Origin of the sequence: Trabulsiella odontotermitis (assembly GCF_001297775.1) — a bacterium.
GTDB classification, from domain to species: domain Bacteria; phylum Pseudomonadota; class Gammaproteobacteria; order Enterobacterales; family Enterobacteriaceae; genus Trabulsiella; species Trabulsiella odontotermitis.
In genome coordinates this window covers 29,580-42,803 of sequence record NZ_LIFX01000014.1, presented here as the reverse complement: position 1 = coordinate 42,803, position 13,224 = coordinate 29,580, and the positions used below count along the sequence as shown (strand labels likewise).

General features: G+C 55.9%; 15 protein-coding genes. 6 read left to right on the top strand and 9 right to left on the bottom strand.

Annotated features, from left to right (window positions below):
- Nucleotides 1-31 precede the first annotated feature (31 nt).
- Nucleotides 32-964 carry a DNA-binding transcriptional activator PunR gene (punR, locus tag AOY23_RS18620; protein WP_054180784.1) on the top strand — a complete coding sequence of 311 codons (933 nt, stop codon included), beginning with the start codon at nucleotides 32-34 and terminating at the stop codon, nucleotides 962-964.
- Here the strand turns inward: punR and purR are convergent.
- Nucleotides 961-1,986 carry an HTH-type transcriptional repressor PurR gene (gene purR, locus AOY23_RS18615; protein ID WP_054180783.1) on the bottom strand — a complete coding sequence of 342 codons (1,026 nt, stop codon included), beginning with the start codon at nucleotides 1,984-1,986 and terminating at the stop codon, nucleotides 961-963. The genes punR and purR overlap by 4 nt on opposite strands.
- A 294-nt stretch (nucleotides 1,987-2,280) precedes the next feature.
- Between purR and cydH the strand changes: the two genes are divergently transcribed.
- Together cydH and AOY23_RS18610 are read left to right on the top strand one after the other, a co-directional pair.
- Nucleotides 2,281-2,370 carry a cytochrome bd-I oxidase subunit CydH gene (gene cydH, locus AOY23_RS23275; protein ID WP_152958626.1) on the top strand — a complete coding sequence of 30 codons (90 nt, stop codon included), beginning with the start codon at nucleotides 2,281-2,283 and terminating at the stop codon, nucleotides 2,368-2,370.
- A 166-nt stretch (nucleotides 2,371-2,536) separates the two neighbouring features.
- Nucleotides 2,537-3,703, top strand: coding sequence for an MFS transporter (locus AOY23_RS18610; RefSeq protein WP_054180782.1), 1,167 nt, complete (start codon nucleotides 2,537-2,539; stop codon nucleotides 3,701-3,703).
- Between the two features lie 44 nt (nucleotides 3,704-3,747).
- On the opposite strand, the gene sodB is transcribed toward AOY23_RS18610, so the two are convergent.
- On the bottom strand, nucleotides 3,748-4,329 hold the full coding sequence (gene sodB / locus AOY23_RS18605) for a superoxide dismutase [Fe] (protein WP_054180781.1): 582 nt from the start codon (nucleotides 4,327-4,329) through the stop codon (nucleotides 3,748-3,750).
- 132 nt (nucleotides 4,330-4,461) lie between these two features.
- Nucleotides 4,462-5,271, bottom strand: coding sequence for a C40 family peptidase (locus AOY23_RS18600; RefSeq protein ID WP_054180780.1), 810 nt, complete (start codon nucleotides 5,269-5,271; stop codon nucleotides 4,462-4,464).
- Nucleotides 5,272-5,610: 339 nt separating this feature from the next.
- Here AOY23_RS18600 and grxD point away from each other — a divergent pair, with 339 nt between their 5' ends.
- The gene (gene grxD, locus AOY23_RS18595; protein WP_038153964.1) at nucleotides 5,611-5,958 is read left to right on the top strand and encodes a monothiol glutaredoxin 4; all 348 of its coding nucleotides are present in this window, start codon (nucleotides 5,611-5,613) and stop codon (nucleotides 5,956-5,958) included.
- Nucleotides 5,959-6,009: 51 nt separating this feature from the next.
- On the opposite strand, the gene rnt is transcribed toward grxD, so the two are convergent.
- From rnt to AOY23_RS18575, 4 genes are all read right to left on the bottom strand, one after another.
- Entirely contained in the window at nucleotides 6,010-6,654 is a 645-nt protein-coding gene (gene rnt, locus AOY23_RS18590) for a ribonuclease T (RefSeq protein ID WP_054180779.1), read from the bottom strand.
- A gap of 109 nt (nucleotides 6,655-6,763) precedes the next feature.
- Entirely contained in the window at nucleotides 6,764-7,171 is a 408-nt protein-coding gene (gene gloA, locus AOY23_RS18585; protein ID WP_054180778.1) for a lactoylglutathione lyase, read from the bottom strand.
- An 83-nt stretch (nucleotides 7,172-7,254) separates the two neighbouring features.
- A complete protein-coding gene (gene nemA, locus AOY23_RS18580; protein ID WP_054180777.1) occupies nucleotides 7,255-8,352 on the bottom strand; it encodes an alkene reductase in 1,098 nt (365 codons plus the stop codon).
- A gap of 53 nt (nucleotides 8,353-8,405) precedes the next feature.
- Nucleotides 8,406-9,005 (bottom strand): TetR/AcrR family transcriptional regulator, encoded by a 600-nt coding sequence (locus tag AOY23_RS18575; RefSeq protein ID WP_054180776.1) that lies wholly within the window; start codon nucleotides 9,003-9,005, stop codon nucleotides 8,406-8,408.
- A gap of 130 nt (nucleotides 9,006-9,135) precedes the next feature.
- On the opposite strand from AOY23_RS18575, the gene AOY23_RS18570 reads away from it, so the two are divergent.
- Nucleotides 9,136-9,375, top strand: a complete 240-nt coding sequence (locus AOY23_RS18570) for a DUF1289 domain-containing protein (protein ID WP_054180775.1) — start codon at nucleotides 9,136-9,138, stop codon at nucleotides 9,373-9,375.
- A gap of 48 nt (nucleotides 9,376-9,423) precedes the next feature.
- On the top strand, nucleotides 9,424-10,320 hold the full coding sequence (locus tag AOY23_RS18565) for an aldo/keto reductase (RefSeq protein WP_054180774.1): 897 nt from the start codon (nucleotides 9,424-9,426) through the stop codon (nucleotides 10,318-10,320).
- A 28-nt stretch (nucleotides 10,321-10,348) separates the two neighbouring features.
- On the opposite strand, the gene AOY23_RS18560 is transcribed toward AOY23_RS18565, so the two are convergent.
- Both AOY23_RS18560 and AOY23_RS18555 read right to left on the bottom strand, forming a co-directional pair.
- Complete coding sequence (locus AOY23_RS18560) at nucleotides 10,349-12,364, bottom strand: FUSC family protein (protein ID WP_054180773.1); 2,016 nt, start codon at nucleotides 12,362-12,364, stop codon at nucleotides 10,349-10,351.
- A complete protein-coding gene (locus AOY23_RS18555) occupies nucleotides 12,361-13,221 on the bottom strand; it encodes an efflux RND transporter periplasmic adaptor subunit (RefSeq protein WP_407830035.1) in 861 nt (286 codons plus the stop codon). The genes AOY23_RS18560 and AOY23_RS18555 overlap by 4 nt, the downstream gene beginning before the upstream one ends.
- Between the last annotated feature and the right edge of the window lie 3 nt (nucleotides 13,222-13,224).

The window sequence follows — 13,224 nt, the reverse complement described above, 5'->3', positions numbered from 1 at the left end:
CGGGTGAATTCAAAATTTTTGCAGGCAGAAGATGTGGTCGGAATATTCTCTCGAAGTTGTTGATGCGGTGGCAAGAAATGGCAGCTTCAGCGCGGCGGCGCAGGAGCTGCACCGGGTGCCGTCAGCAGTGAGCTATACGGTGCGTCAGCTGGAAGAGTGGCTGGCGGTTCCGCTGTTCGAGCGCCGTCATCGTGACGTCGAACTGACCCCCGCAGGCGTCTGGTTTCTTAAAGAAGGGCGGTCTGTTATCAAAAAAATGCAGATCACCCGCCAGCAGTGTCAGCAAATCGCCAATGGCTGGCGCGGGCAACTGTCGATTGCCGTCGATATTATTGTCAGGCCGGAACGAACCCGAAAACTGATCGTCGATTTTTACCGCCATTTCCCGGACGTCGAGTTGATTGTCTTTGAAGAGGTGTTCAACGGTGTCTGGGATGCGCTCGCCGATGGTCGTGTTGAACTGGCTATTGGCGCCACGCGGGCGATCCCGGTCGGCGGACGTTACGCCTTTCGCGATATGGGGATGCTGAGCTGGCAATGTGTGGTGGCGGCAAATCATCCGCTGGCGACAATGCCGGGACCGCTCAGCGACGACACGTTGCGCAACTGGCCGTCGCTGGTGCGCGAAGATACCTCACGCTCACTCCCCAAACGCACCACCTGGCTGCTGGATAACCAGAAACGCGTAGTGGTACCGGACTGGGAATCATCTGCCACCTGTCTCTCTGCGGGGCTGTGTGTCGGCATGGTTCCGGCGCATTTTGCGCGTCCGTGGACAGACCGTGGCGACTGGGTGGCACTGGAACTGGAAAATCCGTTTCCGGACGCGGCCTGCTGCCTGACATGGCAACAGCAGGATGTGTCACCGGCGCTGGCGTGGTTACTGGAGTATCTGGGCGACAGCGAAACGCTGAATCGGGAATGGCTGCGGGTGCCGGAAACACCGGCACCCGGAAGAGATTAACGACGGTAGTCGCGGAACGGACCGTCAGCGACGGAGCGGCGCTCGATAAGGCGCGGATGCACTTCAATCGACTGCGATTCTTCGCGTTTGTTAACGATGCGATCGAGCAACATATTGAACGCCGTCTCGCCCAGCGAATCCTTCGGCTGGTGAATGGTCGTCAGCGCCGGAGAGAAGAAGCGGGCGTTGCGCACGTTGTCGTAACCGATAATGGAAATGTCCTGCGGGACGCGCAACCCCATCTCATCGGCGGCGCAAATCGCGCCCATCGCCATGATGTCGCCGCCGCAGAAAATCGCCGTCGGGCGAGGAGACTGGGAGAGGATCTGCTGCATGGCACGATAACCGGATTCCGGTTCGAAATCCCCCTGTACAACCCAGTTTTCCGGGACGTGGACCTGCGCTTCCTGCATCGCTTTCATAAAGCCCGCCAGACGACCAGCGCCGGTGTTGCGCTCCAGCGGTCCTGGGATCACGCCAATCTCGCGATGACCACGATCCAGCAGATAACGTCCCGCCATATAGCCGCCCTGGAAGGCGTTATCAACTACAGCATCGGTAAAGTCGGCACGCGCTTCGCCCCAGTCCATCACCACCATTGGAATATGGCGATACTCTTCCAGCATCGAGATCAGGGAGTCCGGGTATTCAGAGCACATCACCAGCAGGCCGTCGACGCGCTTTTGCGCCATCATCGACAGATAAGCCTGCTGCTTCTCGAGGCTGTTCCAGGCGTTACCCAGAATCAGGGTATAACCTTTCTGGAAGCAGTTTTTCTCAACCGCTTCAATAATTTCCGCAAAGTAGGCGGCTTCGCTGCTGGTGGCCAGCAGACCAATGGATTTGGTGTGGTTGACCTTCAGGCTGCGAGCCACGGCGCTGGGCGAGTAGTGCAGCTCTTTGATTGCTGCCCAAACGGCATTGCGCGTTTCTTCAGCGACGAAACGGGTCTTGTTAATTACGTGTGATACGGTTGTAGTGGAAACGTTTGCGCGTTTCGCTACATCTTTAATCGTTGCCATAACTCTCACTCCAGACCATATTCTGTACTCCTGAATAACAGGCACGTAAACGTTTGCCTTAAAACACCCTGTCGCAATCAATATTGATTGCAGTACGCCGGGAAAACGACACAGGACGTCAGGAGGGGGTCAGTGGCCGGTACGCTTTTAATTTAGCGTGGGATTTTGTCCTATCCGCGCGAAAAGGGGAAGAGAAAATTCAATAACGCGACAAAAGCGTGAAGATTTTCGCGTAATTATGTGTAAAATGATCAAGCTCACTATCGGTGTGGGAATAACAAGGAGAGAAAATTGATGAGTGCCGAATTAAAGCTTTCGTTATCCACAACAGTTGTTACCCTGGGCCTGATTGTTATTACTGGTCTGATCGCCGTTCTGAACTAAGTTTGTCGGGGGAGAGTCTTCTCCCTCGCGTCCTCCTCCCCGCATTATTATCATTTCCGCAATAATCTTTTGTCTTTTTTATGACTTCTGTTTTTTGTGATTGCTGTCATACTTTCTGCATCTTACAGGGTACCGCGCTGACGTCGCGGCCAACCGGAGCTGCAAAATGAAAGTTAATTATCCGTTAATTGCCCTCGCCGTAGGGGCATTTGGTATCGGGACCACCGAATTCTCACCGATGGGCCTGCTGCCTGTCATCGCGGAAGGGGTGGATGTCTCCATTCCTGCCGCCGGTATGCTGATCAGCGCCTATGCGGTCGGCGTAATGATTGGCGCACCGCTGATGACGCTGCTGCTGTCACACCGCGCACGCCGTAGCGCACTGATTTTTCTGATGGCGATTTTTACCCTCGGCAACGTGCTGTCCGCCATCGCCCCGGATTACACCACGCTGATGCTGTCCCGCATCATTACCAGCCTTAACCATGGCGCGTTCTTTGGTCTGGGGTCGGTGGTGGCGGCAAGTGTCGTGCCGAAACATAAACAGGCCAGCGCCGTGGCTACCATGTTTATGGGGCTGACTATCGCCAATATCGGCGGGGTACCGGCGGCAACCTGGCTTGGTGAAACCATCGGCTGGCGTATGTCGTTCCTCGCGACCGCAGGGCTTGGCGTGATCGCCATGCTGGGTCTGTGGTTCTCGCTGCCAAAAGGAAGTGCCGGTGAACGTCCTGACGTGAAGCGCGAGCTGTCGGTACTGGTTCGCCCGCAGGTGTTGTCCGCGCTGCTGACGACGGTGCTGGGCGCAGGGGCGATGTTTACGCTTTACACCTACATCGCACCGGTGCTGCACAGCATCACCCACGCCACACCGCTGTTCGTGACCGCGATGCTGGTGCTGATTGGTGTTGGCTTCTCCATCGGCAACTACCTCGGCGGTAAGTTCGCTGACCGTTCGGTAAGTGCGACGCTGAAAGGCTTCCTGTTGTTGCTGATGGCAATCATGCTGGCGATCCCGTTCCTTGCGCAGAGCCAGATCGGTGCGGCAATCAGTATGGTGGTCTGGGGTGCGGCAACGTTCGCCGTCGTACCACCGCTGCAGATGCGTGTGATGCGTGTCGCCAGTGAAGCGCCGGGTCTGTCTTCATCAGTGAACATCGGTGCGTTTAACCTGGGGAATGCCCTGGGGGCGGCAGCGGGTGGTGCGGTGATTTCCGGTGGCCTGGGTTACAGCTTCGTCCCGGTGATGGGTGCCATCATTGCTGCGCTGGCGCTGTTTGTGGTGCTGTTTAGCGGAACCCGCCAGACTGAAGAAGTGTGTGCCAGTAACTGATTGAATAAAATACGCAGAAGGGATTGCCCCTTCTGCGTTCTGGTTTATGCTGCCAGATTCTTAGCAACAAATCCCCAGTTTACCAGCGCCCAGAAGTGCTCGAGATAGTTCGGGCGGGCGTTACGGTAGTCAATATAATACGCATGTTCCCACACATCGACGGTCAGCAACGGCGTTGCGTCTGTCGTCAGTGGCGTACCGGCGTTAGAAGTGGAAACAATCGCCAGGCTGCCATCGGCATTTTTAACAAGCCAGGTCCAGCCAGAGCCAAAGTTTTTCACTGCGGCGTCGGTAAACTTCGCTTTAAACTCGGCGAAGCTACCAAAGGCCTTGTTGATGGCGGCTGCAACATCACCGGTCGGTTCGCCGCCCGCGTTCGGCGCCAGGCAGTGCCAGTAGAACGTGTGGTTCCAGACCTGAGCGGCGTTGTTGAACACGCCACCTTCAGAAGAACGTACAATCTCTTCCAGCGTTTTACCTTCAAACGCCGTCCCTTTGATCAGGTTGTTGAGATTAGTGACGTAGGTCTGGTGGTGTTTTCCGTAATGATATTCCAGCGTTTCTGCGGAAATATGCGGCGCCAGGGCGTCTTTTGCATACGGTAATGCAGGTAATTCGAACGACATTGCTACTCTCCTTTTTATAGTTAATTGTCCCAACAGACAGGAATAACCCTGTAGTGGGTAAGGGTAGGGTAACAAATTGAAAGGGGTGACAAAAGAGGAACTTACCCTGACACGTTTGCGTCAGGGCAAGGATCAGCGGATCGTCTTAGGTGTCATCACGCGGCGGGCGCCGACGTAGTGGCGGGTCCAGTAATCTTCACTCAGCGAGGTGACCTGGATGTCACGGCCGGAGCGCGGTGACTGGATAAACTTGCCATTACCGACATACACGCCGACGTGATCAGCAGTACCGCGACCGCGAGTGCGGAAAAACACCAGATCGCCGCTTTCCAGCTCGCTACGGTTTACCGGGCGGGCGTCGCGCAGGTGGTACATTTCATTCGCCGTGCGAGGAATGCGGATATTGACCAGATCTTTATACGCGTAGTAAATCAAACCGCTGCAATCAAAACCGGTACGCGGGGAGGTGCCGCCCCAGCGATACGGCTTGCCAATCTGGCCCATCAGTTTGTTCATTGCCGTTTTTTGCGCTTTCTGCACGCGGGCTTTATGCACATCCGCCAGCTTCATCGGCTTTTTATCACTCATGCTGACGCATTTCTTTTTCTTGTTGCGGGTGGTGGTACATTTCTGCGTCACTTTCGCCGCAGTACGTTTATCTGCGGAAGCGGTGGTTTTACGTGAAACAGTGGCGGATGCGGCGTTTTTCTTCTTGCTCTTGCTGGTTGATGCGATGGTTTTTTTGCTGGTTTTTTTGGCGGTGGTTTTGCTTTTGTTTTTCTGGCTGGTGGTTTTTTTCTTAGGTTCGGTGGTTTTCGCCAGTTGCGTTTTTTGTGTCGCCGAGGCGCGCGCCTGCTGAGACGCATGCGACAATGGTGTAAATGAGAGCGATGTAAACAGTAAAGCACAGAGCGTGATCGAGATTTTATTTATCCGCGCCACTGAGCAGTCCTCTGATTATGGCAGGCAGCAATCATGCCTGCGTATGATTTTCAAAACGCCTCGATTCTAATGCATAAAATCACAAAATGTTAATAGCCTTTTTGCATCTAAAATAACGTTTCGTAAGCGAGTGCAAAAAAAATCATCAGCGCAGTGACATCTGGAAACATAACGCTCAACTTTTCGTCACAGATGCCGATAAAGGGATATTTTTAAGGCAACTTATCGCGACAGACGATAAAATAATGAAGAGTGAACAAAATGTTATTTTCTGTCGCAAGCCAGAGACGATACAATGTCTGACTACGGCCGTAAAAGAAGTTAAAGGAAGCAAAGACAATGAGCACTACTGTTGAAAAAATCCAACGCCAGATCGCTGAAAACCCGATCCTTCTCTACATGAAAGGCTCGCCGAAACTGCCAAGCTGCGGTTTTTCTGCCCAGGCTGTACAGGCGCTCTCTGCCTGTGGCGAACGTTTTGCCTACGTTGACATCCTGCAGAACCCGGATATCCGCGCGGAACTGCCGAAGTACGCAAACTGGCCGACCTTCCCGCAACTGTGGGTTGACGGCGAACTGGTTGGCGGCTGCGATATCGTGATTGAAATGTATCAGCGCGGCGAACTGCAGCAGCTGATCAAAGAGACCGCGGCGAAGTACAAAGAAGACGAGCCGAAAGCGGAGTAAGCTTTCCGGCAATAAAAAAGCGAACTGAAACGTTCGCTTTTTTATTGCCTGTTATTCAGCAGGCGCCGCCAGAGGCCAGCCGCCCAGACGCTTCCAGCGGTTAACGATTTCGCAAAACAGGATGGCGGTCTGTTCGGTATCATACAGGGCAGAGTGCGCCTGCGCGCTGTCAAATTCCATTCCGGCGGCGGTACAGGCTTTTGACAGAACGGTCTGCCCGAGCGCCAGCCCGCTCAGCGCGGCGGTATCAAAGGTGACAAACGGGTGGAACGGGTTACGCTTGAGCGATGCGCGACCTGCGGCAGCCATCATAAAGCTGTGGTCGAAAGTCGCATTGTGCGCCACCATGATCGCCCGGTTACAGCCGCTCTCTTTGATGCCCTTGCGCACCGCTTTGAAAATCGCATGCAACGCATCATGTTCGCTCACCGCGCCACGCAGCGGGTTGCTCGGGTCAATGCCGTTGAACGCCAGCGCTTCCGGCTGAAGGTTGGCGCCTTCGAACGGCTCGACGTGGAAATGCAGTGTATTGTCCGGCATCAGCCAACCATGCTCATCCATTTTTAACGTCACGGCGGCGATTTCAAGCAGCGCATCCGTACTGGCGTTAAAACCGGCCGTTTCCACATCAATCACGACGGGATAAAAACCACGGAAACGGTCGCACAGACCATTAAGTTGAGCGTTGTCGGACATCAGAATCTCTTAGACGTAAAAAAAGTAGCGCGCATTATGGCAAATTTTGCCTGATCTTTGTAGCGGGGGATAAAAGAGCGGGCGCCGCAGCGCCCGTGGAGACGAGGGATCAATTGCCGAGGCCTTTGCCGGCATCTTTCTCTTCGATCAGCTCAATTTTATAGCCATCCGGATCTTCAACAAAAGCGATCACGGTGGTGCCGCCTTTTACCGGGCCCGCTTCGCGTGTGACGTTGCCGCCGTTGCTGCGGATACGTTCGCAGGCTTCCGCCGCGTTCTCAACGCTCAGGGCAATATGACCAAACGCAGTGCCCATGTCGTAGCTGTCAACACCCCAGTTGTAGGTCAGTTCAATGACGGCTTCATCGCTTTCCGCGCCGTAGCCGACGAAGGCGAGAGAATATTTATATTCCGGGTTTTCGCTGGTACGCAGCAATTGCATGCCGAGGACGTTCGTGTAGAACTCGATGGAACGCTGCAGGTCGCCTACACGGAGCATGGTGTGAAGTAAGCGCATAAAATCCCCTTATCATTGATATCAATACATTCAGAACAATGCAGTAGTATAGCGGCGGATGACCGCCGCTATCAATGAAGGGATCACAGCGTAGGGTAATCAGTGTAGCCTTCGGCGCCGCCGCCATAGAAACTTTCCGGGCGCTGCGGGTTCAGTTCCGCTTTGCGCTGCAGGCGGGCCACCAGATCCGGGTTGGCGATCCAGTCGCGACCAAACGCCACGGCATCAATCAGCCCTTTGTTGAGCAGATCGTCGGCTTTTTCCATCGTGTACGCACCCGCACCCACAATCGGGCCGTGGAAACGTTCGCGCACGCTGCGGCGGAATGCTTCACTGTAAGGCTGACCACCGGCCCAGTCAGGCTCAGACATGTGCAGATAAGCAATTCCGCGTTTGCCGAGCTGTTCAATCAGATACAGCGCATCGGCTTCTTCGTTCGGACCGTTATCGAGGTTCTGGAACGAGCCCACGGGGGAGACGCGGATCCCGATACGATCGGCACCCCATTCTTTAATCCCCGCATCCACCACTTCCAGCACCAGACGGGCGCGGTTTTCGATGCTGCCGCCGTATTGATCGGTACGATGGTTGGAGGTCGGCGACAGGAACTGGTGCAATAAATAGCCGTGGGCGGAGTGCAGTTCAACCATATCAAACCCGGCTTCGCGGGCGTTGGCGATCGCCTGACGGAAATCGTTCACAATCCCCGGGATCTCGTCCAGTTCCAGTGCGCGCGGCATTGAGGTATCAACGCGAATTGCGCTGCCGTTTTCGTCACGCAGCGAGGTACGCGTACCGCCACTGATGGCAGAAGGCGCTACCGGCGCTTTCCCGCCCGGCTGAATGCTGGCGTGCGAAATACGGCCGGTGTGCCACAGCTGAACAGCCATGTGACCGTTTTCTGCATGCACGCCGTCGGTGATTTTTTTCCATGCCGCGATCTGTTCCGGGCTGTGCAGCCCCGGTGCGCCCGCATAGCCTTTCGCCTGGGCGGAGATCTGCGTGGCTTCGGAGATGATTAACCCGGCGCTGGCGCGCTGGCGATAATATTCGCCCATCAGCGGCGTCGGAATATCACCCGGCTCAATGCTGCGCAGACGCGTTAACGGCGCCATAAACACACGGTTCGGAACGGTTATCGCGCCCACTTTCAGCGGGGTAAACACTTTTTGTTGTGACATGGTGACTCCTGAGTAGACCGGTCGTCTGGTGATGTTGTAAATTTAAGCACCTGTTAAAGGGCAGGTGCGGTAATCAGAGTTCTTACGTGAGCCAGCGCGCTTTCCAGCGCTGAGGCACTACGGGACATCTTGGCCTGCAAATTGGCACCCAGCCACAGCGAGTAAAGCACCTGTGCCAGTTCAGCGGCCTCGCCGTTAAACGCCAGGCTGCCATCGTCACGGCCTTTTTCCAGCGCCTGTGCGAGCAGGGCGGTGATCCTCTGCGCACCTCTGTTCATTTCGGCACGCATCACTTCTGACAGGTCGCACACTTCGGCGCTCAGTTTGACTGTCAGGCAGCCGCCGATCACCCCTTGCTCGATAAACTGCGTCAGGGTGTGCTGATAATACGCCAGCAGACGATCGCGATAATTGCCTTCGCCCTGGGTAAAATGCACCGTCAGGCGTCGGTAATAATCCTCAAAATAGCGCTCCAGCATGGCAACGCCAAAGGCTTCTTTTGAGCGAAAATAATGGTAGAACGATCCCTTCGGGACTTCGGCGGTTTTCAGCAGCTCGCTGAGCCCCATCCCGGTAAAACCCCGGTGCATGCAAAGCTGCTCACCGATGGTAAGGATGTGTTCACGCGTATCACAATCAGTATGTCTGTTCATGGAGGCTAATGTAGTAGACCGATCGGTCTAATGCAAGCTGAATTTGCCCACGCTTTTTTGGAATAAAGGTTGCGCAAGGCGGATGAAGCGTCTTCAATGAGAAGAATGATCAACCAACTGAGGGCGGGATGTGGCTGAACAGCTGGAATTCTTTCCGGTACAAAGTCCGTGCCGGGGAATTTGTCAGTCAGACGAGCGCGGTTACTGCCGTGGTTGCATGCGCAGCCGCGATGAGCGTTTCCACTGGCAAACACTGAGCGATGCCCAAAAGCAGGAGGTGATCCGCCTCTGCCGTCAGCGTTTGCTGCGCAAATTACGCGCAGCCAAAGCAGTTCCTCCTGAAGATCCTGAGCAGCCCTCACTGTTTTAGCGATAATTTTGCGTATACTCTCCCCAGGTCTTTATTGAGGAAGCTGTTATGGTTCAGCGAATTACCCTGGCACCGCAAGGGCCGGAATTTACCCGTTTCGTGATGGGATACTGGCGGCTGATGGACTGGAACATGTCCCCACGCCAGTTGGTCAGTTTTATTGAGGAACATCTCGATCTCGGTATTACCACGGTCGATCACGCCGATATCTACGGCGGCTACCAGTGCGAAGCGGCCTTTGGTGAGGCGCTGAAGCTGGCGCCACATCTGCGTCAGCGGATGGAAATTGTCAGCAAATGCGGTATCGCCACCACGGCGCGGGCGGAAAACGTCATTGGCCATTACATTACCGATCGCGACCATATCGTGCGCAGTGCCGAGCAGTCGCTGAAGAATCTGGCAACCGATGCGCTTGATCTGCTGCTGATCCACCGCCCTGATCCTCTCATGGATGCCGACGAGGTCGCCGAAGCTTTCCTGACGCTGCATCAGAGCGGCAAAGTGCGCCATTTCGGCGTGTCAAACTTTACCCCGGCGCAGTTCGCGCTGTTGCAGTCCCGCCTGCCGTTTACGCTGGCGACTAACCAGGTGGAGATTTCCCCGGTTCACCAGCCGCTGCTGCTCGACGGTACGCTGGATCAACTGCAACAGTTGCGTATCCGCCCGATGGCGTGGTCCTGCCTCGGTGGCGGCCGTCTGTTTAACGATGCGGCTTTCCAGCCGTTGCGTGATGAACTGACGACGATCGCTCAGGAGCTGAATGCGGGAAGTATCGAACAGGTGGTTTATGCCTGGGTAATGCGTCTGCCGTCGCAGCCGCTGCCGATTATCGGCTCCGGCAAGATTGAGCGTGTGCGCTCGGCGATTGTCGCTGCCGACCTGAAGATGACCCGCCAGCAATGGTTCCGCATCCGTAAGGCCGCGTTAGGCTACGACGTTCCGTAATCGCGTTACCGTGCGGAGTGAGCGTATTTCACTCCGCAATGGCCCCATCCGGCGGTGCCTGTTCGAGCTGTGAAAGAGAGCAGTACAGCCGCCAGATCAGCGACGCCAGTTCCCGCGCCGCTGGCTGGTGATGTTTCGCCAGCGTATCGCAAATCCGTTGCAATTCCTGTAACGATGACGCCAGTGGCCGGTGCTGGACACCGCGCTCGCTCATCACATCCCGCAACAGCGAAATACAGAGGTCACGCACCTGTGACAGCGGGTCTGACCGCGCTTCCCATTCGCGTAACTGCCAGACCACATGCGAGCAGTTGAGCAACACCACACCCCAGCGCAGCAGCCAGCGGCGCGCCAGCGCGTCTTTACTGTTACTCAACTGGCTGATGTGATGATAAACCAGCGATTCAAATTCATGTTCTGAATGGGCGGGGCGGCGACTGAGTTGGTCAACAAAGTGACGCCGTAACGCATGAATATGGCGACGACTTTTCCGTGCATCCGAGCCAGGGCGCAGAATCGCAAAGGCCGTCCATGCCAGCCCCACACCAAGAATTTTGGCCAGATTGTCATTGAGGAAATCGCCAAAATCATACACTGGTGGGTTAGTCACCGCGATGAACGAACCCATAAAGACAATCAGTTGCCCCCATAAGCCCGCCAGTTTTGGCATCTGCAGTTTGAGTAGTTGCATGGTAGTGAGCAGCGGAAACAGAAACAGCAGAAACTGCCACAGCTCGGTGATCTGCACCATCAGGCCAAATTTGACGATAAAGCTGAACAGCGACAGCAGGATAAGCGTGCGCATCAGCAGAGTCAGCGAATTGAACGGTGACGGCGAGGCGGAATAGAGCACGCAACAGATAGACGCCAGCGTCAGGGCGGAAGCGCCGGAATCCCATTGCGTCGTGATGCTCCAGGCGCCAACGGCCACCAGTGCGCAAAAGGTGCGGACCCCGTTCCACAGCGCTTCGGCATGATCGGTATGCCGCGCCAGCGCGGGTGCCTGTGGTACGTCAAACTCGGTGATGGCAGTGGCGTTTCCCAGCCGGTTAAGCCAGTCGCTGTTTTTCAGATACAGGCGGCAGAAATAACGCAACCGGTGCCAGAATGCATGATGGCGGTAATCCTGTGGGCTGGTCGGCGCCAGCGGCGCGATGATGCGGGAAACGCTGTAAAAATCGCTTCCGGGCCGGGCAAGTTCCAGCAATAACGCGTCGATCACCGGACGGACATTGTCCGGCGGCGTCGGCCAGTTCAGCAGCAGCCGTCGCAGGCTGGAAATGACGCTGATCAGCCGCAGTTGCTGGTGCAGCAGGTAGTTGAGCAGACTGTTCTGGCGGCGGAAACGGTAATGACTCCAGAACGCCTGAATGCGCAGCAGGTTGGTGGTCAGGATCTGGCTGATAATGCTTTGATGAGCGATACGGATGGCGTCGGTGGTGTCGGGCTGCCACAGCAGACTGGCATGCTCCAGCAGCCGGGTGTGCATATTTTTTAGCGCGGTCAGCAGTGCGGTGCCGTCGGAGGTGCTGGGCATGATCATCATCATCGTGCCACCACACAGGATCCCGACAATCACTTCGCAGACACGTGCCTGGGCGATGTCCCACAGTTCGGTCGGGTCCACCACGTTGATCACCGGGAAGGCGATAATCGCGCAGGTGTAACCGGCCAGCTGGAAGGCGTAGGCGACGTTGTTGGTGAACATCGCGCAGGCCCAGGTGCAGAGCGCAATCCACGCCGACATGCTGAAAAGAAAAAACCAGGGATCAGTCAGTGTATGACCGGCAATGATCAGTGCGGCTGTCGCGCCGAACAGACTCCCGGCGATACGGCCAAAACTTTTGCTGATCACCCCGCCGACCGTGGGAAAACTGACGACCGCCGCCGAGGTCATCGCCCAGTACGGCTCGTCGAGGTTCAGGTAATAAGCAATGCTGAGCGCAAGACACATGGCGATGCCGTTACGCAGAGCGTATCGCCATTGCGGCCGCGAGGCTTTAATCCACGGCAGTGAGTGACACGTCAGGGCAGGAAAGGTCATTCGTTCCTGCCGACCGCAACGGTACAGGTGGTGCCTGAGACCAGGGTGATATCTGGCGGCAGTTTTTCAAATTCAATGCGTACCGGGACGCGCTGCGCCAGCCGTACCCAGGGAATGTTGGGTTTGATGTCGGCCACCAGGCCGCTGTCGCTCTCTACGCTCTGATCATAAATGGCGCGCCCGATGCTGGAAACGTGACCGTGTAACGTTTGATTGTTGCTGTACAGGATAATATCAGCGCGGTCGCCCGCGCGGATATGCCGCAGTTTTGTCTCTTCAAAATAGCCAATGACATAAAACGAGTGGCTGTCGACCAGTGCAAAAACCGGTTGGCCTTCAGTGGCATAGCTGCCGACGCGGGTGGAGAGGTTCGTCACCCAGCCGTCGACCGGCGCTTTGACGACCGTCTGCGCCAGTTGCCAGCGGGCGTGTTCCAGTGAAGCCTGCGCCGCATCGACAGAGGCTTTCGCCGCTTTCACCGTGACGTTTGCCGTATCGAGATCTTCAGCGGAAATGTAGTTTTGTGGCAGGTTGCGACGGCGGGTGGCCTCGTGGTTGGCTTTCACCAGATCGGTCTGCGCCTTTGCCAGCTCCGCCTGGGCATTCAGCACCGCAATGTTGTATGGCGTATCGTCAATGCGAAACAGCACGTCGCCGGCTTTCACCAGCTGGTTATCTTTTACATTTATCGCCTGAATACTTCCTGAAACCTGCGGCGTGATGCTGACCTGTTCGGCACGCACTTTGCCGTCGCGCGTCCAGGGCGATTGCATGTAGTAATTCCACACCAGCCAGACAATCACCAGGGCGATGGCGGCGATGAGTAAGGTCGAGAAATATTTGAGTTTTTTTATCATCAG